The sequence below is a fragment of the Flavobacterium croceum DSM 17960 genome (assembly GCF_002917885.1).
In the GTDB taxonomy this organism is placed as follows: Bacteria; Bacteroidota; Bacteroidia; order Flavobacteriales; family Flavobacteriaceae; genus Flavobacterium; species Flavobacterium croceum.
Genome location: NZ_PQNY01000009.1, coordinates 1 through 21,494, shown reverse-complemented (window position 1 = coordinate 21,494; position 21,494 = coordinate 1). Strand labels below are relative to the sequence as shown.

Annotated in this window: 17 protein-coding genes; 4 read left to right on the top strand and 13 right to left on the bottom strand. The window is 33.9% G+C overall.

The window, feature by feature from the left end:
• Positions 1-9: 9 nt before the first annotated feature.
• Complete coding sequence (locus Q361_RS07765; RefSeq protein WP_103726159.1) at positions 10-849, bottom strand: 1,4-dihydroxy-2-naphthoyl-CoA synthase; 840 nt, start codon at positions 847-849, stop codon at positions 10-12.
• Between the two features lie 80 nt (positions 850-929).
• Between Q361_RS07765 and Q361_RS07760 the strand changes: the two genes are divergently transcribed.
• Entirely contained in the window at positions 930-2,036 is a 1,107-nt protein-coding gene (locus Q361_RS07760; protein ID WP_103726158.1) for a C1 family peptidase, read from the top strand.
• 161 nt (positions 2,037-2,197) lie between these two features.
• On the opposite strand, the gene Q361_RS07755 is transcribed toward Q361_RS07760, so the two are convergent.
• From Q361_RS07755 to Q361_RS07740, 4 genes are all read right to left on the bottom strand, one after another.
• Entirely contained in the window at positions 2,198-2,710 is a 513-nt protein-coding gene (locus Q361_RS07755; RefSeq protein WP_103726157.1) for a DUF421 domain-containing protein, read from the bottom strand.
• Positions 2,711-2,714: 4 nt separating this feature from the next.
• On the bottom strand, positions 2,715-4,082 hold the full coding sequence (gene rimK, locus Q361_RS07750; protein WP_103726156.1) for a 30S ribosomal protein S6--L-glutamate ligase: 1,368 nt from the start codon (positions 4,080-4,082) through the stop codon (positions 2,715-2,717).
• Positions 4,083-4,220: 138 nt separating this feature from the next.
• Complete coding sequence (locus Q361_RS07745; protein WP_103726155.1) at positions 4,221-5,261, bottom strand: PLP-dependent cysteine synthase family protein; 1,041 nt, start codon at positions 5,259-5,261, stop codon at positions 4,221-4,223.
• Between the two features lie 73 nt (positions 5,262-5,334).
• Positions 5,335-7,389 (bottom strand): S9 family peptidase, encoded by a 2,055-nt coding sequence (locus Q361_RS07740; protein WP_103726154.1) that lies wholly within the window; start codon positions 7,387-7,389, stop codon positions 5,335-5,337.
• A gap of 124 nt (positions 7,390-7,513) precedes the next feature.
• On the opposite strand from Q361_RS07740, the gene Q361_RS07735 reads away from it, so the two are divergent.
• On the top strand, positions 7,514-7,837 hold the full coding sequence (locus Q361_RS07735) for a YbaB/EbfC family nucleoid-associated protein (RefSeq protein ID WP_103726153.1): 324 nt from the start codon (positions 7,514-7,516) through the stop codon (positions 7,835-7,837).
• Here the strand turns inward: Q361_RS07735 and Q361_RS07730 are convergent, their stop codons facing one another.
• The 8 genes from Q361_RS07730 to ytxJ all read right to left on the bottom strand — a co-directional run bounded on the left by Q361_RS07730 (position 7,838) and on the right by ytxJ (position 16,831).
• Positions 7,838-9,961 (bottom strand): ATP-binding protein, encoded by a 2,124-nt coding sequence (locus Q361_RS07730; RefSeq protein ID WP_146046991.1) that lies wholly within the window; start codon positions 9,959-9,961, stop codon positions 7,838-7,840. It lies immediately after the preceding gene.
• A gap of 139 nt (positions 9,962-10,100) precedes the next feature.
• The gene (ettA, locus tag Q361_RS07725) at positions 10,101-11,795 is read right to left on the bottom strand and encodes an energy-dependent translational throttle protein EttA (protein ID WP_103726151.1); all 1,695 of its coding nucleotides are present in this window, start codon (positions 11,793-11,795) and stop codon (positions 10,101-10,103) included.
• Between the two features lie 13 nt (positions 11,796-11,808).
• Positions 11,809-12,105: a barstar family protein gene (locus Q361_RS07720; RefSeq protein ID WP_103726150.1), complete on the bottom strand. Its 297-nt coding sequence runs from the start codon at positions 12,103-12,105 to the stop codon at positions 11,809-11,811.
• Positions 12,098-12,589 (bottom strand): ribonuclease domain-containing protein, encoded by a 492-nt coding sequence (locus Q361_RS07715; RefSeq protein ID WP_103726149.1) that lies wholly within the window; start codon positions 12,587-12,589, stop codon positions 12,098-12,100. The genes Q361_RS07720 and Q361_RS07715 overlap by 8 nt, the downstream gene beginning before the upstream one ends.
• Entirely contained in the window at positions 12,589-12,771 is a 183-nt protein-coding gene (locus Q361_RS07710) for a CAL67264 family membrane protein (protein WP_103726268.1), read from the bottom strand. Before Q361_RS07710 ends, Q361_RS07715 begins: the two co-directional genes overlap by 1 nt.
• A 100-nt stretch (positions 12,772-12,871) precedes the next feature.
• Positions 12,872-14,491 (bottom strand): DUF1501 domain-containing protein, encoded by a 1,620-nt coding sequence (locus Q361_RS07705; protein ID WP_103726148.1) that lies wholly within the window; start codon positions 14,489-14,491, stop codon positions 12,872-12,874.
• Between the two features lie 2 nt (positions 14,492-14,493).
• Complete coding sequence (locus tag Q361_RS07700; protein WP_103726147.1) at positions 14,494-16,344, bottom strand: DUF1800 domain-containing protein; 1,851 nt, start codon at positions 16,342-16,344, stop codon at positions 14,494-14,496.
• 142 nt (positions 16,345-16,486) lie between these two features.
• A complete protein-coding gene (gene ytxJ, locus Q361_RS07695) occupies positions 16,487-16,831 on the bottom strand; it encodes a bacillithiol system redox-active protein YtxJ (RefSeq protein WP_103726146.1) in 345 nt (114 codons plus the stop codon).
• A gap of 380 nt (positions 16,832-17,211) precedes the next feature.
• Here ytxJ and clpB point away from each other — a divergent pair, with 380 nt between their 5' ends.
• Both clpB and Q361_RS07685 read left to right on the top strand, forming a co-directional pair.
• Complete coding sequence (gene clpB, locus Q361_RS07690; protein WP_103726145.1) at positions 17,212-19,803, top strand: ATP-dependent chaperone ClpB; 2,592 nt, start codon at positions 17,212-17,214, stop codon at positions 19,801-19,803.
• Positions 19,804-20,774: 971 nt separating this feature from the next.
• The gene (locus Q361_RS07685; RefSeq protein ID WP_103726144.1) at positions 20,775-21,059 is read left to right on the top strand and encodes a hypothetical protein; all 285 of its coding nucleotides are present in this window, start codon (positions 20,775-20,777) and stop codon (positions 21,057-21,059) included.
• Positions 21,060-21,494 lie beyond the last annotated feature (435 nt).

Here is a 21,494-nt window from a genome sequence, read left to right as displayed (position 1 = left end):
ATATGAATATTAAGGGATATATTTCTTTTCAAAATTTGGTTTTCGTTTTTCTAAAAAGGCATTTCTACCTTCTTTGGCTTCATCTGTCATATACGCAAGTCGTGTTGCTTCGCCAGCAAAAACTTGTTGTCCAACCATTCCGTCGTCGGTTAAATTCATAGCGAATTTTAGCATTTTTATGGATGTTGGCGATTTTGCTAGTATTTCTTGAGCCCATTCGTACGCTGTGTCTTCTAGTTCATCGTGAGGGATTACAGCATTTACCATACCCATTTCGTAAGCTTCTTGAGCCGAATAATTTCGGCCTAAAAAGAAAATTTCTCTGGCTTTTTTCTGTCCAACCATTTTCGCTAAATACGCAGAGCCATATCCGCCGTCAAAGCTTGTTACATCGGCATCTGTTTGTTTAAAAATAGCGTGTTCTTTACTCGCTAGAGTTAAATCGCACACTACATGCAAACTATGTCCTCCACCTACAGCCCAGCCAGGCACTACCGCAATTACTGCTTTGGGCATAAAACGAATAAGACGTTGCACTTCTAGTATATTCAGTCTATGATAACCATCTTCTCCAACATATCCTTGATGCCCTCTTGCTTTTTGATCGCCACCGCTACAAAAACTCCAAATACCATCTTTGGTCGAAGGGCCTTCGGCAGAAAGTAGCACAACACCTATTGATGTGTCTTCATGAGCATCGTGAAAAGCTTGTAAAAGTTCTGATGTGGTTTTTGGACGAAAAGCATTTCTCACATCGGGTCTATTAAAAGCGATACGAGCTACGCCATTACATTTTTTATAGGTGATATCGTCAAATTCTTTAACGGTTTGCCAATTTATGTTACTCATTTGTTATCAAGAATTAAAAAGTATTATTTTAGCGTAAAATTAAATTAATTTTTCTCATCAAGAAATAAAACTTATTAACTATGAAAAAAAACATTTTAAGCTGTTTTTTACTTTGTTTAGGTACTGCAATGTATGCCCAAACGTATCAATTTCAAACAGTTAAAGACATTACAAGTACTCCAGTGATTTCTCAAGACAATACTGGTACTTGTTGGAGTTTTTCAACAACTTCATTTTTAGAAGCAGAAATTATACGAACTACAGGCAAACAAATCGATTTGTCTGAAATGTATAATGTAAGAAATACTTACCCTAAGAAAGCTTGGAACTATATTATGCGTCAAGGCAAAGCACAGTTTGGTGAAGGCGCTTTGGCTCATGATGTAATAAATAGTGCTCGCGATTTTGGTATTGTACCCGAGAATGTTTACGAAGGAAATAAGCTTGAAGGTAAATATAACCATGCCGAAATGGTTGCTGTTTTAGAATCTATGCTAAAAACATATGTATCCAATCCTGGAAAGAAACTTTCTCCGCAATGGAAAGATGCTGTGAACGCCGTTTTGGATGTATATATGGGTAAAAATCCAACCGATTTTACTTATGAAGGCAAAAAATATACTCCTAAAACATTTTTAGAAAGTACTAAGCTAGATTTACACAATTATGTAACCTTGTCTTCGTTTACAAATTTTGAATACAATAAGCCTTTTTTGTTGGATATTCCAGATAATTTTTCTAATGGTTTATTTTACAATATTACTTTAGATGAATACACACAAAATATTGATAATGCAATAGATAACGGATATACAATTGCTTTGGATTGTGATGTAAGCGAGCCTACATTTTCTGGTAGATTTGGTTTGGCCGTAATACCAGAACATGATACCGATAATACGCTTATTTTAACAGAAATAAAACCAGAGAAAAATATTACTCCAGACCTCCGCCAACAAGAGTTTGAAAATTTATCTACACAAGATGATCATTTAATGCATATAGTAGGAAAAGTAAAAGATCAAAACGGAAAAATATACTACAAAGTAAAAAATTCTTGGGGAACCAAATCTGGAAAAGAAGGTTATGTGTATATGAGTGTAGCTTACATTCGCTTAAAAAGTATTTCTGTTTTAATGTGTAAAGATGCTTTAGTAAAGAAAACAAAAACAAATTTGGGTTTGTAATTATATAGATTCAAATCATAAAAAAGAGGTTGTCTAAAAAGTACAATCTTGTCAAGCTGAACTTGTTTTCAGCTTCTATAAATATTTGATTATCAACTATTATTAGATTCCGAAATTAATTTGGAAAGACAATAATCAGACTTTTTGGACAGCCCCTTTTTTTATCCTTGTTGCACAAGGCTTTTATGGATTTTTCTTTTATGATAGGTTTGTTTCACGGCTTCATTCCCAGAAATTATACTAATATTTCCGTCTATTTCCATCATGGCAAGTTTTACCTCGTTGTAATGTTCAACACCATGCTCACGCATAGCTTCTTGAAGTTCATCTGACGTGATGCCTAGTTTTGACAACGTTTTAAATTCTATTATTCCGTTGTGTATTAATATTTCGGGCTTTTCTTGTACTAGTTCTTTAACAAATCGAGATCTAGACATTATTTTTTTTATTAGAAAATTAATACAAAACAAAGCCAAAGCCGCTACAACACCTCCAGAAAGTGTCGTGTTTGGGCCAACCATTGCGTTTTGAACAGCATTACTAATCAATAAAATTAATATAACATCGGCCGAATTAAGTTGAGAAAGTTCTTTTTTACCAAAAATTCTCAACGCAATAAGCATAAATAAGTATACGGCAACACTTCTAATAACGATATCAAGATAAGCGTTCATCGTACTATTTTTTAATACTTTTTTCGATTGCTTTTATCATTTCGCCAGCAATATCTTTATTTGTTGCGCCCTCTATACCTTCTAAGCCTGGAGATGAATTTACTTCTAATAACAAAGGCCCTTTCGATGAACGAATAATATCTACACCAGCAACTCTCAAGTCCATGGCTTTGGCTGCTCTTACGGCAATCTTTTTTTCTTCGGCTGTTACTTTTACTACAGAGGCAGTGCCTCCCATGTGAATATTTGCTCTAAATTCTCCAGGAGCAGCTTCACGTTGCATTGCTGCTACTACTTTTCCATCTATTACAAAGAGTCTTAAATCTTTACCATTAGCTTCTTTTATAAACTCTTGAACTAAAATATTTGCATTCAAGCTTTTAAAAGCATTAATAACCGATTCGGCTGCTTTTTTTGTCTCTGCCAACACCACACCTTTTCCTTGAGTACCTTCTAATAATTTAACAATGAGTGGCGTGCCTCCTACCATTTTTATTAAATCGTCTGTATCTAAAGGAGAATTTGCAAAACCTGTAGTAGGTATATCTACACCGTGTCGAAGTAATAGTTGTAGAGAAAATAACTTGTCTCTCGATTGCGTTATTGCTGCGGCTGAATTCAAACAAAATACTTTCATGGCTTCAAATTGTCTGGTAAGTGCGCAACCATAAAAAGTCATGCTTGGTCTAATTCTAGGTATTACCGCATCAAAATTTTCAAGAATTTTACCGCCTCTATAATGTATTTCGGGCTTATCGGCATCGAGTTTCATGTAACATTCTTTAATATTTAAAAAATGCATTTCATGGCCTCGCATTTCCCCTGCTTCCATAATGCGCTTATTGCTATAGAGTTCTGGGTTACTTGCCAAAACTCCTATTTTTAAACCTGTTTTGGCTATATCGCTTGCTTTGTATATAGATTTTAAACTTTCGGTAGAGGTTTCTCCTAATAAATATTTTTGCTCAGGGTCTACCAAAACTCTACCACTCATTGCTTCTCTACCCAATAGCATTCTAAAACCCATAGAGTCTCTATTAGTAAGTGTTACTTCTATTTTCCAAGTATTATTGGCAATATTCAAATTCGTTTGAATAACATACCGTTGTTCTCTAAAACCACTTGAGCTTTTTACTACTCGTTTGCCTACTAATAAAGCCTCGCAGTGAATAACGGTTTTTAAATTTTTTTGTATCGGATTGATATCAAACTTAACCCAGTTTTCACCATCTTTAATAAATGGAGCAATATTAATAGCATGCAATGCCGATGTTTTGGCGCCAGAATCTACGCGTGCTTTTATAGCCGGTATTTGTAATTCGGGAAAAGAGCACCATTCTTCAGAGCCTAAAATTATTTTGTTTAGTGGCATGACTACTGTAATTATTTGTACTACTAAAGTACAGTTTTATTTCTTTGCTTAAAATTAAGTTTTTGATAAATTATCAAAAATAAAAAACCGTTAAACAAATTGGGTTTAACGGTTTAAAACTATAGTAATAATAGGGGTTTATTTAATAAACTCTATTTTTTGAGAATCTTCTACATTTACACTATCAAAAAAGCCTTGTTCGCTCATCCATTCATCACTATATATTTTACTCATATATCGAGAACCATGATCTGGAAAAATGATAACAACATTACTATTTGATGTGAATTCGCCTTCTTCGGCTAATTGTTTTACTGCTTGTAATGCTGCCCCCGAAGTATAGCCTACAAATAAGCCTTCAGTGCGAGCAATTTCTCTCGCTGCATGAGCACTTTCTTCATCGGTAACTTTTACAAATTTGTCTATAACATCAAAATCTGTAGCTGTTGGAATAAGGTTTTTACCCATTCCTTCTATTCTATAAGGATAAATTTCGTTGGTATCAAACTCTTTGGTTTCGTGGTATTTTTTTAATACAGATCCGTAGGCATCTACACCAATTACTTTTACGTTAGGATTTTGTTCTTTTAAAAATTTGGCAGTTCCAGAAATTGTACCTCCAGTACCACTACAAGCTATTAAGTGTGTAATTTTTCCATTGGTTTGTTCCCAAATTTCTGGCCCTGTTGTTCTGTAATGTGCCTCAATATTAAGTTGATTAAAATACTGATTAATGTAGATTGATCCTTTTGTTTCTTCGTGTAATCGTTTTGCAACCGAGTAGTAAGAACGTTCATCGTCTGCAGAGACATTGGCAGGACAAACATATACTTTAGCTCCCATAGCGCTTAACATTTCTATTTTATCTTTTGAAGATTTAGAAGTAACCGCCAAAATACAATCATATCCTTTTATAATACTAACCATAGCAACACTAAATCCAGTATTTCCAGATGTGGTTTCTATTATGGTATCGCCTGGTTTTAAAATACCTAAACGCTCGGCTTCTTCTATAATATAAAGTGCAATTCTATCTTTTGAAGAATGTCCAGGGTTAAAAGCTTCTACTTTTGCAAAATAGTTACCAGGTAATGTATTTGCTATTTTTGCAATGCTTATAAGTGGGGTGTTTCCTATAAGGTCAAGGATATTATTATAAGCCTTAATTTCTTCTTTCATAAGTGATTAAAATTAATCGGAGAGCGTTATTTATAACGCAATCAAACGTGCAAATTTAATATTTTTTTGGAAACTATTTTGTAATTTTTTCTAAATCTAATAAAAAAGCATACTCTTTTGCCACTTCTTTTAAGGCTTCAAATCGTCCGGAAGCTCCACCGTGTCCTGCATCCATATCGGTATCTAAATACAGTACTGTAGCGTTGGTTTTGAATTTTCGGAGTTTGGCTACCCATTTTGCAGGTTCCCAATATTGTACTTGCGAATCATGTAATCCTGTAGAAACGTACATATTAGGATACTCTTGCGCTGTAACATTATCGTATGGGGAATAAGACATCATATAATCATAATATTCTTTGTCGTTTGGATTTCCCCATTCGTCATACTCACCTGTAGTAAGCGGTATGGTATCGTCGAGCATGGTATTGATTACATCTACAAAAGGCACTTGTGCAATAATTCCGTTAAACAAATTTGGTGTCATATTTATAATAGCTCCCATGAGCAATCCTCCTGCCGAACCTCCTTCGGCATACAAATGATTTGGTGATGTATATTTTTGGTTGATAACATGTTTACAACAATCTATAAAATCGGTAAACGTATTTTTTTTCTTGAGTAATTTACCATCTTCATACCATTGTCTTCCTAAATCTTCACCACCTCTTACGTGTGCTATGGCAAATATAAAGCCTCGATCTAGTAAACTTAATCTAGAAGTAGAAAAATAAGGATCTGTAGAATGACCGTACGAACCGTAGGCATACATTAAAAATGGATTTGTACTATCTTTTTTCACATCTTTTCTATACACTAACGACATTGGAACTTGAATACCATCTGTTGCTGTAGCCCAAATGCGCTCTTCAATATAGTTTTCTTTACTAAATTTTCCGCCCAAAACTTCTTGTTCTTTAAGAATGGTTTTTTCTTGGGTACGCATATTAAAATCTATAATAGAATTTGGCGTTGCCATAGATTGGTACCCGTATCGTAGTATTTCGGTATCAAAGTCTATATTGGTAGTGGTATATGCTGTGTAAGTTTCGGAGTTAAAAGGTAAATAATAAGCTTCTCCTTCCCAAGGTTTTATGTATATTTTGTGCAAACCATTGTTGCGTTCTGAAATTACAAAATAGTTTTTAAAAATATCGATATCTTCTAGTAAGGTATCTTCTCTATGAGGTACAAAATCTTTCCAGTTTTCTACAGAAGTTTGATTCTCTGGAGTAATCATTATTTTAAAATTTGTAGCCTCATCTTTATTGGTAAGAATATAAAAATTATTCTCATAATGCGAGAAAGAATATTCGAGACCTCGTATTCTTTCTTGAAAAATAGTAAAAGGTTCGTCGGGTGTTTTTGACAAAACCAATCGGTACTCGCTTGTTAAGGTGCTGTAGGAAGAAATGCAAATGTATTTTTTTGATTTTGTTTTATATACACCTACCGAAAAAGTATCATCTTCTTCAAAATACACCAATACATCGGTACTTACATCGTTATGCAATTTGTGTTTGTATATTTTATCGGCTCTAAGTGTTTTTGAATCTTTTCTTGTATAAAACAAAGTTTTATTATCGCTAGCCCAAGTAGCGCCACCTGTAGTGTTTTCTATTTTTGTAGGCAGAATTTCTCCTGTTGTTAAATTTTTTATTTGTATGGTATAATTTCTTCGCGAAACGGTATCAATACCAAAACTTACCCATTGGTTATCTTCAGAAATATTTAATCCTGTTAAATGAAAATAATTGTGCCCTTCTGCTAGCACATTACAATCAAATAATATTTCTTCGGGAGCATCTAGCGTAAGGTATTTTCTAGCATATACAGGATAATTTTTTCCTTTTTCATAGCGGGTAATATACCAATACTGGTTGTAAAAATAAGGTACAGAAGTATCGTCTTCTTTAATTCTCGATTTAAGCTCTTCAAATAAAGCTTCTTGTAGTGGTTTGGTATGTTGTGTAGCTTGTTTATAATACTCATTTTCTTGATTAAGGTAGGCAATAACTTCTGGATTTTCTCTATCATTAAGCCAATAATAATTGTCAATGCGTTGGTTGCCGTGGTTTTCAAAAACTTGAGGAACTATTTTTGCAATAGGTGGTTCTATTTTTGTCATTCTGTATGTATTAATATGTATTTAAAAAACAAAAATAGCGCAAAAAATCGACGAAATAATTCTTTTTGTATACAAGCTGTATAAATGAATCATTATTTAATATTTTTGCAAAAAAAATTTAACTATGTTTGGAGATATTATGGGTATGATGGGTAAGTTAAAAGAAGCCCAACAAAAAATTGAAGATACCAAAAACCGTTTGCATACAGTATTAATTGATGAAAATAGTCATGATAATCTCGTGCAAATAACGGTTACAGCATCGAGAACGATTAAAAATATCACTATAGATGATCGTTTATTGCAAGATAAAGAAATGCTCGAAGATTACTTAATTACTACGTTAAATAAAGCTTTAGATCGTGCAGAAAAAATAAGCGAAACAGAACTTGCAGCAGTAGCAAAAGAAGGTATGCCTTCTATACCAGGTATGGATATGTTTAGATAACTAGTTTTGTTGGGTATTGTATTTATTTAATATTTTGTAAAGATTTTGAACCTCAAAAGGTTTCATCAACACTTCGTTCATACCCGATAAATTTACTTTTTCTAAAATTTCAGATCGATCGTATGCTGTAAGAGCAATTACAGGTGTTTTGATACCTTTTTTACGAATCATTTTGGTGGTTTCATAACCATCTATAAGAGGCATATTAATATCCATAAGTATAGCATCAAAGTTTTCATAATCAAGAATATCTAGAGCAATATAGCCATCTTCTACAATAACACTTTCTATATTACCTGAATCTAATATTTTTTTAGTAACAATTCTATTTATTTTATTGTCTTCAACTACTAATATTTTATAATTCGAATTTATTTTAATAGGCATTTCGTCTATGTTTGTAGGATTGTTTTGAAAATTTTTATCTATTTCAAAAGAAATGTCAAAATGAAATGTAGTTCCTTGGTTTAATTCGCTTTCCAATTCTATTTTACTGTTAAATAATTCCAATAATTTTTTTACGATACTTAACCCTAGCCCTGTGCCTTGATAATCGCCACTTTTACGGTCTAGCTGTACAAATTTATCGAAAATTTTATGCTGATTTTCTTTAGAAATTCCTGCACCTGTATCGATAACATAAAATTTAATTTTACAGGTTTCTTCTGTTTTTTCTAAAAGTGTAGCCTTTACAAATACAGTTCCGTTTTTGGTAAATTTTAAAGCATTACTTACCAAATTAATAAAAATTTGAGAAAGGCGAAGTTTGTCTCCCACAAGCATTTTCGGAATTTGAGTATCTATTTCGTAATGTAATTTATTACTATTTCTAATGGCGATAAACTGTAAAGATTCTACTATTTCATTCAGTTCATATTGCAAATGAAAGGGTACTTTTTCAAGCTCTACTTTATTCTCTTCAATTTTGTTCATTTGCAACAAATCATTTACCAAAGACAGTAAGTATTTTGCTGAAAATTTTAAGGCATTAAGATGTTGGTTTTGGGCTAATTCTTTATGCTCATCTATCAAAATATCTGTAATTCCTACCACACCATAAAGAGGTGTTCGTAATTCATGACTTATTGTAGAAACAAACTGCGTTTTTAAATTTGATGCTATTTCGGCTTTCTCTTTGGCCTCTTTAAGCTCTTGATTGGCTTGGCTTAACTCTTTGTTTTTTTGTTCTCTATATCTGATGTTTTTGTATTGGGAGTACAAAAGCAATATTAAAAAAAGTAGTATTAGAGCAAACAATAGTGTAATAATTCTAGAATTTTTTAAATCTTTAGATTGTTTGTTTTTTTCACTTTCAATAACATTGATTTGTTTTTCTAACTCTTTAAACTCGATTTGATTTGCTGCTTTTGCAAAACTTTGTTTTCTTTCTTTATTATGAAGCTGTTCAAGTAACTCAGTATTTTTTTTGAAATAAATGAGTGCTTTTTCAAACTGATTATTTCTTTCAAAATGTTCATACATGGTTAAGTACAGTTCGGCCAAATCTGCTCTAATAATTTCTATATCGTTTGCCAAGCAAATTTTTTCTGCTTCTTTAAAATAGCTTTCAGCCAAAACAGCATTACCTTTATAACTACAATATATACCGTACAACGTATTATAGGCAACTTTGGGTTGTATATCTCGGGTTTCTTTTACAGTTGTTTGTGTGTTTTTAAGACATTGTAACCCTTTGTCAAATTCTTTTAATTTGAAATAAGCAGCACATAAATTTAACTCCGAAAAAAGAACTTCAAAACGATCATTAATTTTTTTTGAATAAGAAAGCCCTTTTAAATAATAACTTACACTTGTTTTATAATCTTTTATTTTATGATAGTATACATTGCCTAGATTATTATTAGCCCAATCCATTAAAGTATCGTTCTTGGCTAATTCTGCATATTCTAAAAATTTTTTAAAGTACACAATGCTTTTACTTACTTCGCCAAATTCATCAAAATTAACAGCAATAATATTATACGATTTTGCTGTAAGTGAATGATCTTTTAATTTGTAAGCACCATCAAGAGCAATTCTGGCGTGTTTTAAAGATTTTTCTACATTGAAACTATTAAAATATTTAACCGATTTATTGAGATTATCAATCGTATTTTTCCGCAAGGTTTTATCTTCTTTTTGCCCATGAACAAAAAGACAGAATAAAAAAATACAAATTTTTAAAATGTAGTGTGGCTTCAAACTTTTTTTATTGGTTAAAAATAAAAAATCTCGATTAAAAATTAACCGAGATTTAAAAAAATTAACTTCTTATTAGTTTTTTGTATTTAATTCTTTTCGGAGTTAAATCTACACCAAGTCTTTTTCTTTTGTTATCTTCATAATCACTAAATCCACCTTCAAAGAAATATACTTGAGAGTCGCCTTCAAAAGCTAAGATATGTGTACATATTCTGTCTAGAAACCATCTATCGTGAGAAATAATAACAGCACAACCCGCAAAGTTTTCCAAACCTTCTTCTAGAGCTCTTAGTGTATTGATATCTAGGTCGTTGGTAGGCTCATCTAGAAGTAAAACATTACCTTCTTCTTTTAAGGTCATTGCCAAATGAAGCCTGTTTCGTTCACCTCCCGAAAGTGTGGCTACTTTTTTATTTTGATCGCTACCTCCAAAATTAAATCTCGATAAATAAGCACGAGAGTTTACTTGTCTGCCTCCCATCATAATTAACTCTTGACCATCGCAAAAGTTTTCCCAAATCGATTTTTCGGGATCAATGTTGGCGTGTGTTTGGTCTACATACGCAATTTTTACGGTATCTCCTATCGAAAAACTTCCCGAATCTGGGTTTTCTTCTCCCATAATCATTCTAAAAATAGTCGATTTACCCGCTCCATTAGGGCCTATTATTCCTACAATTCCTGCTTGAGGTAGTGTAAAGTTTAAATCTTCGTACAAAATTTTATCTCCAAAAGCTTTCGATACATTTTTTGCTTCTATAACATTGGTTCCCAAGCGTGGGCCATTTGGAATATAGATTTCTAATTTTTCGTCGAGTGCTTTTTGATCTTCATTCAGTAATTTATCGTAATTCTGTAAACGTGCTTTTTGTTTTGTTTGTCTTCCTTTAGCGCCTTGACGCACCCAGTCTAACTCTCTTTCTAAAGTTTTTCTTCTTTTTGAAGCTACTTTTTCTTCTAGGTCAAGTCTTTTTCCTTTTTGATCCAACCATGACGAATAATTTCCTTTCCAAGGTATACCTTCTCCTCTATCTAGCTCCAATATCCAGCCTGCTACATTATCAAGAAAATATCTATCATGGGTTACTGCAATTACAGTTCCAGCATATTGCTGTAAATGTTGCTCAAGCCATAGTACCGACTCGGCATCTAGGTGGTTTGTAGGCTCATCGAGCAATAATACATCGGGTTGTTGTAGTAATAAACGGCAAAGTGCTACTCTACGTTTTTCTCCACCCGATAATACTTTTATTGGTGTATCGCCTTCTGGTGTACGCAAAGCGTCCATTGCTATTTCGAGTTTTGTATCGAGTTCCCAAGCCCCAGCAGCATCTATTTTATCTTGTAGTTCTGCTTGTCTATCCATCAGTTTTTGCATTTTATCGGCATCTTCATACACTTCTGGCAACCCAAACATATCGTTAATTTTATTGAATTCGTCTAGTATCGCGACAATTTCCGATACGCCTTCGCGAACAACTTCTATAACTGTTTTGTTTTCGTCCAATTGGGGTTCTTGTTCTAAGTAGCCTACAGTGTAGCCTGGTGCAAAAACAACATCGCCTTGGTAGTTTTTATCAACCCCTGCAATAATTTTTAATAATGATGATTTACCAGAACCGTTGAGCCCTAGTATACCTATTTTTGCTCCATAAAAAAAGCTTAGGTAAATATCTTTAAGTACTTGTTTGTTTGAGCTAGAATAAGTTTTACTTACTCTAGACATTGAAAATATTACTTTCTTATCGTCTGACATAATTTTATTGTTTTTAAAATGCTGAATTTAAATAATAAAAAACGATTTTATTATCTTGATTGTATTGGTTTAATATATCAAATAGTATTGTTTTGTTTTCTGTATCGTTTGGTAAACATTGCTCCAAGTTGTAAAAGATTACTACATTTTTATACGAAATATCGTTGATAATTTCTTCAAAAGCATCCCAATTATTTCCAAAATAATCAGGAAAGTCCAATTTACTTGCAAAATAAGAAAACAACTCTTGTTTGGTGTTACATTTAGCTCCATTCAACAGTAGTGCTTGTTTGATGGTATCTTTATTCATAAACTTCTTGAAAAGATTTATAATGGTTGTTGGTGTAATAGGCTTTTTTGCTTGACGTTACCAATCGCTCTACGCCTCTATTTTTGCCATGCTCTTTTGGGTTTACATCCCATTCTTGGTATTTTATTTTTTGATGATTGTCATCAAATTGAGGCAATATTCGCTCTCTATTCGAAAAAGTTCTGCCACCTACATAACCTTCTGGAGCTTCATTATGCTCTCGAATGTATTTTAAAACGGTATATACTTTTTCGGGTATAGCATTGTTGTTTTGCTCTTGAGTATAAGTTACCTCTGGTTTTTGCTCTCTTGTTTTAAAATCTTCATGCTCCCTAGACGCTGGTACTGTTTCGGTTTTAGAATTTAGCGTAGCAGTACTGCTAGAACTTGTATTTTCGTAAAACGTTCCAGCCTTAAATCCTAAGAAAAAACTTAGTACAATAGCTGTAATAAGAATAACTAAATGGTTTTTGTTGTTTTGCATTACACCCTACCTTTTAGAGAACTAAAAACCCATGCATTAGCCAAAAAACCTACTCCTACTGCGCCAAAACCCCAGCCTGCTACATCATCGTATCTAAAAACTCCAAGACCTATAAGAATAATTCCCATAAGTATCATTATAAAAGTGGCCCAACCTAAAACTGTATTTTTATTCATTCCCATATTCATGTATTATATTAAAAGGCAAATATCGGAAATTATTATTTTTTATTCCTAGCATAATTACTAAAAAAGCCAACCTTTTATTTGGTTGGCTTTGTTTTTATTGTGTTACAATTTTTTTGTAAAACTGCTGATTATTGTAATTTACTTCAAGTATATATAAGGCATTTGGAGCCAATGAGTTTATGGGAATTTCTACAAAATTTTGTTCTACTTTATGAGGCGCGGTATATACTAAACTTCCGTTTACACTATATATAGTAATCAATACATGTGCAGCAATACTGTCTTTAAACTGTACTGTTAATGTACCGTTTATACGCACCGGATTTGGATAAACAGATATAAAATCATTTTGAGGGTCATCAAAGTTTGTACTACTTAGCACTGTAGTATTAAAAATAGGTAGTTTTACAAAAGTTCCTCCCAATACATCTGCAGCTTGAGTTTCTGTCATGCACAACCAATCTTGCATAATAGCAGTATAAATTTGCCTAAAGTCAAATTGCATAGGTACTTGATCGTTTACCGTAGCGTTTAAAGGTAAGTTTGGCGAGGTTCCTATCATGCCTGGTACAGGATATGCAGTGTTGGCAACCGCAGCAGGACTTGTGTTTAGCGCAGCTCCAAAAAACAGTACAGGTGCTGCAGATCCATGATCGGTACCAAAACTAGCATTGCTTTTTATGCGTCGTCCGAATTCGCTAAAGGTCATTCCTGTAACCAAATGTTCTTTACCCATATAGCCCAAATCTTCTTGAAATGCGCTTACTGCCTGAGAAAGTATTCCTAAATTGTTTGCATGGGTACCTATGGTTCTGTCATTTTCATCTACTTGATGTTCATGGCTATCGTGAGTATTTGGATGATTTACAATATAAATAGGAGTTTGCAATCCTCCGTTTATAAGTCGTGCCACTATTTTTAATTGATCGGCAAGTGAATTTCCTGTTGGATACACTGCTGCTTGCGATTGAGCTACATTGTAAGCCGTTTGTATGCCTTCTCTATACACGTTACTTTGGTCTTTCATCAACCTTAAAAAGGTTAGTTCTTTTCCGTAGTCAGAATCTGGAGCAGGGTCTGTAATACCATTTACTACATTGAGTAAACTACTTGGGCTAGGCACACAATACCCCATATTAATATTGGTTCCTTGCAAAGAAAAAGGCAATGTAGAACCAATTTGTATAGCCAAAGGATCTGGCATATCTGCACTAGGGTACGCATTGGGATAGTCGGGATAAATGGTTTCTAAAGCTCTGCCTATCCAACCATTTTCTAAATATTGATTGCTATTGGAGGCTGTAAACCAAATATCTGTAGCTCTAAAATGACTAAAACTAGGATTTGGATAAGATACACCTTGTACAATCATCATTTTTCCGTTATCATATAAATTTTTCAAGCCTGTCATGGCTGGGTGTAATCCTGTAGTGGCATTATTGTTTAAGGTTAAAACCGAGCTTTCATTCATTAATATATTAGAACGTGCATTTTGCAAATTACTCCATTTATCGAGTGGGAATACTGTATTTAAACCATCATTACCCCCATTTTGCTGAATAATAACCAATATTTTACCACAACCTACGGCAGCATTGGCCATTTTTTCTAGAGCAGAACTTTCTATTGCAGATGATGCCATTACAGGTACACCATTTAAAATAATAGGAGCTGCTGCCAAAGAACTTGCTTTTATAAAATCTCTTCTTTTCATCTTTACATTAATTGAAATTCTGCATACTGGCAAATGGTTACTAATAAACTTTTTAATCTCGATTTTACAATACTCACATACGATGTATTGGTTGGCGATCCTACATAGTTATTCCAAGCGTTTGTCCAATAACTATCTGTGGTTTGTCCTGTAAGTAAGGTTTGTAATTTAATGGTTTCTTTTTGTGTAGCACTCAAATCTATAGGTAATAAATATTTGATACACTCATCGATAAGCAAATTTGGATTGGCACACGTAGCGTACGAAAATTGTTGTACAAAAGCCATTAAATCTACTTCTATTCTTGTTGTTAATCCATTTGAGGTTGAGTTAAACCCATTAAATATAGCACTAATATAGGCAAAACGTCTTTGCGTAGTATTTGAGTTTATCCAATACTCATGAAAAGACGGATTTTGGTAAAAAGCTTGCCAACCCGATACACTGGGTACTTTTCCCATTACTTGTTCCATTTGTGTTAAATAACCATCGGTTAAGGTAGCCCAAAGTTGATACTGTGCTTGGTAGTTTGTTTGGTCAGATACATTGTGGTTTAGGTTAAAAGTACGCATTGTACCAATCACTAAATCTAGAGGAGACTTAATATACACTCCTCTATTGGCCATATCATAAAAATGTTCACTTTTAAAAAGCTGTTCCAAAACAGGTTTGATATTCCAATTGTTTGCTACAAAAGTTTGTGCCAATGGTGTTATAATATTGGTTTCTATATTTTGGTCAATATCATAATACACAAAATAGCGGTAAATTCTTCTACATATATATTCTGATACTACTTGAGTTTTAGAAAATAGCATAGTAATAAAGGTATCCAACTCGGTAGCACCTGTATTGGTAATCGTTGTATTGTTGAAAAACGACGAGAATTGCTTTGTACTTGTATTGTGCAAACTAGAAACAAAATTGGTTTGCGGTGTTGCTGTATTCAAATTTTGAACGCGCCACCCCGAAAGTACTTTTGCAGCCTCAATAACATCTTGTTCAGTATATTGGCTTAGCGGATCTTTCCCCAATGTAAAAAGTTCCATAATTTCTCGAGCAAAATTTTCATCTGGCGCACTACTCGAATTTGCCTGATTGTTCAAATAAAACATCATAGCTGGGTGCGTTGCCATTTGTCTTATCAATGTTTTAAAATTGCCCAGAGCATTATCTCGAAACAATTTAATATAAGTATAACTTATTCTTGCAGAATTATTCCCACAGTAAGAATTGGCCGATTGGTATATGGCATTAAAATCTACCGGAATAAAATGATACCAAAACCAAGTCATTTTTTCTCGAATAGAAATATCATGATTAAGCCCAAGCCCTAAGCACCATCGTTTTAAACCTTGCCATCGGTAATAGTTTGAAGTACCCCCAATAGAGCCCGTAAAAGCATCATTTACCCAAGAAGAACCATAAGGAAGGTTGTTTTCGTCAGCAAATGTATTTTGGTAGTAATTTACAGGAGGCGAAGGAACCGTGGCGTCTATCGTTAAAACTTTGTCTACCGCTTGCGATACATTCATAGTAAGCAACATATCCAAATGGGATTTTTTATACCCATATCCTGTTCTTCTCAATAAATGCAATACTTCTGCAGTAGTCCAAGGGCCTGTATAGGGTGCAAGCCCAGAAGTAACAGGGTTTACTCGCAATACGTTACTGTCTTTAGCATTAGAATTGGTAACAGAATCTATCGACTTGGCCGATTGGTACTTACGTCCTTTTGTGTAGTCTTTTCTAGAATATTTTTCAAAAAGAGGGTCGCCTTTTTGCAAGCTATTTTGCTCTTTATTTACTAAGTTAGTAAATAGTTTTCTTCGGTTGTATTTTGGCTGGTTCATGTCAAAATAATTTTACATAGTGTACCAAATTTAACATTTTTTAATCAAAAGCGTTAAATTTTAAAGTTTTTTGTTTTAAAAACAACCATTTCAAGTGTATAAACATACCCTTGTTAAAGAATTATAAGTAAAATCTTATCTTTTACAGCGCTGTGCTAGTAATATATTTTTTAATTGACTCTACACTGATATTTTCATGCGAAGCGTCAAAAACAGCCTTCCCTTCTTTTATAAGTATGAATTGTGGTGATTGGTGTTGTACTTCAAACTTTTCGGCTATAGCGTTTGATAGGCTTCGATAGGCTAATAAATCTAAAAAATACGGCTCAACATAGGGTTCTAAATCAAACTCACTTTCAAATGTTTTTAAAGCCATTTTACTAATAATACAACGGGTGCTGTGCTTAAAAATCAAACATGGCTTTTTGTGCGATTGTTCAATAATATTTTCGAGATCATGTTCTTCAGTAATGTTGTTCCAATTCATTTTTTGAATATTTTACTTGTTTTTGTAAAAGTAAGTTATCTTTTTCTTATACAATATAGTTAGCCAATAAATGATTGTTAAACCCTAAGAATTTAAAAGTTTAGTATATTTAAGTTGTTGCCACAGGTTACAAAATTTACGCTACTAAATTGATTTCCTTTTTTAATCCATAATAAGTTGTACACTTACAAGTATTTTATTTGCTTCATTCTACATGAAATCCAACCCAACAGTATGTCATTTTGTCTTGTTTCGTGCTTTAAAAACTATGTTTTGTGGTCATTTTGTCTTAAAAAGTAGATTGGAACATAAATTGTCCAAAGTAGTAATGACACTTTCAAAGTGTTTAGCACAACAACACAAAAGGAGAAAATACAATTATGAACTTAAAAAACTTAACCATCAAATCGCAAGAGGCTTTGCAACAAGCACAGCAAATTGCACAAACCAACGGACAGCAACAACTGGAAAATGAACATATTTTTAAGGGTATTATGGAAGTAGACGAAAATGTTACACCATTTATACTCAAAAAATTAAACGTGAATGTAAATTTGTTTCAACAAATTTTAGAAAGCACAATTCAAAGTTTTCCAAAAGTATCGGGAGGCGATATTATGCTCTCTCGTGAGGCTGGTTCTACATTGACAGAAGCAGGCATCATAGCCAAAAAAATGAACGATGAATACATTTCTATCGAACATATTTTGCTTGCCATTTTCAAATCAAAAAGTAAAGTAGCGCAAATACTTAAAGACCAAGGCGTAACCGAAAAAGCTCTAGAAGCAGCGATTAATGAATTGCGCAAAGGCGAACGTGTTACTTCGGCATCTGTAGAAGAAACCTACAATGCTCTAAATAAATACGCCAAAAATCTAAACGAATTGGCTCGTACAGGCAAACTAGACCCTGTAATTGGTCGTGATGAAGAAATACGCAGAGTATTGCAAATTCTTACCCGAAGAACCAAAAACAACCCTATGCTTATTGGCGAACCAGGTGTAGGTAAAACAGCTATTGCCGAAGGTTTGGCGCATCGAATTGTAGACGGCGATGTGCCCGAAAACTTAAAAGATAAAATTGTTTTTTCGCTCGATATGGGCGCCCTTATAGCAGGTGCAAAATACAAAGGTGAATTTGAAGAAAGATTAAAATCGGTTGTAAAAGAAGTAACTTCGGCCGAAGGTGATATTGTGCTATTTATCGATGAAATTCACACGCTTGTGGGTGCAGGCGGTGGCGAAGGCGCTATGGATGCGGCTAACATTTTGAAACCTGCTTTGGCGCGCGGAGAACTACGTGCTATAGGGGCTACAACTCTAGATGAATATCAAAAATATTTCGAAAAAGATAAAGCGCTAGAGCGTCGTTTTCAAAAAGTAAATATCGACGAACCCGATACAGAAAGTGCCATTTCTATACTAAGAGGTATTAAAGAAAAATACGAAACACACCACAAAGTGCGCATTAAAGACGATGCCATAATTGCTGCTGTAGAGCTTTCGCAACGCTACATTACCAACCGTTTTTTACCCGATAAAGCCATTGATTTAATGGATGAGGCGGCTTCAAAATTGCGCATGGAAATCAATTCAAAACCAGAAGAACTCGATGTTTTGGATAGAAAAATTATGCAACTCGAAATAGAAATTGAAGCTATAAAACGCGAGCAAGACGAAACCAAATTAAAATCGTTAGGGTTAGATTTAGCCAATTTAAAAGAAGAGCGTAATGAGATTTTTGCCAAATGGAAATCAGAAAAAGAAGTGGTAGAAAGTATTCAAAGCGTAAAACAACAAATTGAAGATTTTAAACTCGAAGCCGAGCGTGCCGAGCGCGAAGGCGATTATGGTAAAGTGGCCGAAATAAGATATGGTAAAATAAAAGAAGCACAAGAAAAACTCGATGCATTGCAACACCAATTGGTCGAAAATCAAGAAGGAGAATCGCTTATAAAAGAAGAAGTTACCCACGATGATATTGCAGAAGTAGTTGCTAAATGGACAGGGATTCCGGTTACAAAAATGCTCCAAAGCGAGCGCGAAAAACTATTAAAACTAGAACTCGAACTACACAAGCGCGTAGTAGGTCAAGAAGAAGCAATACAAGCTATAAGCGATGCTGTACGCCGTAGCCGTGCCGGATTGCAAGATGTAAAAAAACCTATTGGTTCGTTCTTGTTTTTAGGTACTACAGGGGTTGGTAAAACAGAACTAGCAAAAGCCTTGGCCGAGTATTTGTTTGACGATGAAAATGCCATTACCCGTATCGATATGAGTGAATACCAAGAGCGCCATAGTGTAAGCCGTTTGGTAGGTGCGCCTCCAGGCTATGTAGGTTATGACGAAGGGGGACAATTAACAGAAGCTGTACGAAGAAAACCATACAGTGTGGTACTTCTAGACGAAATTGAAAAAGCACACCCCGATACGTTTAACATCTTACTGCAAGTGCTAGACGAAGGACGACTCACAGATAACAAAGGGCGTTTAGCCGATTTTAAAAATACAATTATCATTATGACTTCCAACATGGGTAGCCACATTATACAAGATAAATTTGAAAACATAAAAGGTTCTGTAGAAGCTGCCGCCGAGGCAGCAAAAGCAGAAGTATTAGGTTTGCTTAAACAAACGGTTCGCCCCGAGTTTATAAACCGTATCGATGAGATTGTGATGTTTACACCACTTTCGCAAGATAATATTAAACAAATAGTGAGCTTACAGCTTAAACAAGTAACCAAAATGTTGGCTCAACAACACATTACTATGGATGCTACTCCAGAAGCTGTAGATTATTTGGTTACCAAAGGTTTTGATGCCGAGTTTGGCGCTCGCCCAGTAAAAAGAGTTATTCAGCGCGAAGTACTAAACCAGTTGAGTAAAGAAATATTGGCAGGTAGTATAAAAACCGATAGTATAATATTGCTTGATAGTTTTGACGGAAAATTGGTTTTTCGCAATCAAGAATAAATTGTAAATAATTGACAATAAAGAGGCTTTCTAAAAAGCCTCTTTATTCTCATGCCGAATTCATTTCGGCAACTCAAAACAGTAGAATACAAACCAAACCATAGATTCCGAAACGAGTTCGGAATGACAACATAAACTAATCTACAATCAAAGTGAAAAACACAACGCTTGTCATGCCGAATTCATTTCGGCATCTCAAAACAATAGAATACAAAACAAACTATAGATTCCGAAACGAGTTCGGAATGACAGCATGAGTTCAGCATGACAGCAAGGGTTTGGCATAACAGCACGTATACTCTACTCGATTGTCATGCCGAATTCATTTCGGCATCTCAACAAACCATAGATTCCGAAACGAGTTCGGAATGACAAACAGCACGCATACCCTACTCGCTTGTCATGCCGAATTCATTTCGGCAACTCAAAACAGTAGAATACAAACCAAACCATAGATGCTGAAACGAGTTCAGCATGACAGCATAAACTAATCCACAATCAAAGTAAAAAAGCATCGCTTGTCATGCCGAATTTATTTCGGCAACTCAAAAATCTGTAGATGCTGAAACGAGTTCAGCATGACAGCACGAGTTCAGTATAACAGCATGAGTTCAGCATGACAGCAAGGGTTCGGAATGACAACATAAACTAATCTACAATCAAAGTGAAAAACGCATCGCTTGTCATGCCGAATTTATTTCGGCATCTTAATATACTAAAGAGTAAGATGCTGAAATTCGTAACATCTCTCCTACTTTGTTAAAAAAATGGGCTAATTGTGAATAAGTTTAACTTTTATTATTGATGCAAAAATCCAAACTTTGTAATTGCTTAATAGACAAACAATGTAAAGATTATGCACGAAAACAGTTTGAACTATTCATTTAAAAGTTCAGGTTTAAAAACCTTTGTAATCAGTGGTAAACAAATAAGCATAAAGTTAATAGACTAAAGTATTAAAAAGAAAAAAAATGACGGTTCCTTTTACACTTTTTATCAAAAATATGCGTCAGTATGTTGTAGCATACTTTACGTTTTGTGTGGTAGCCATTGCCAATGCTTTACTCGATTTTATGAGTAACAATAAGCCAGAGCAAAACCACATGGTAAATCATTTTTTCTTAGGCAATTTTAATACAGGTGTATGTTTGCAAGGCAACACTATTCCACAAGCAACACCATACAACCGCCATTACCAAAAACCGAATTTTGATTTTGCCTACACAAAAAAACACGTGTTTTATTACTTGACTTAGGTGTTACAAATTCAAGCTGAAATTTCCTTTTTTTTGAACTAATTTTTAGAGTAAAACCTCAAGTAGTACCGTGCTTGAGGTATTTTTTTTGCGTGTTTTTAACGTTATTTTGTCCTTACGAATCGTTTATTTCGTTAAAATTACTGAAAAGTATTAATTGTTTAGTATTGACAAGATTATTTTTAAAGAAGTTTTTTTCTCAACAAAAATGCATTCAATCAAAGCCGAAAATGCGTTATTTAAGTAGTTAATTTGAGAGCTATTTCTTGAGAGCTCAACTTGAAAAATATTTTTAATTGGTCAAATATTGTTTGCTTCGCCCGTTTATTATCTTTAGGGTCAAAGGTTTGACTAGTTGTAAAGGTATTAGTTTTGTAGTTTCAACACTTTTAGGAGTGTGTGATTAAAGAAGAATTAATCAACATAAAATATTTA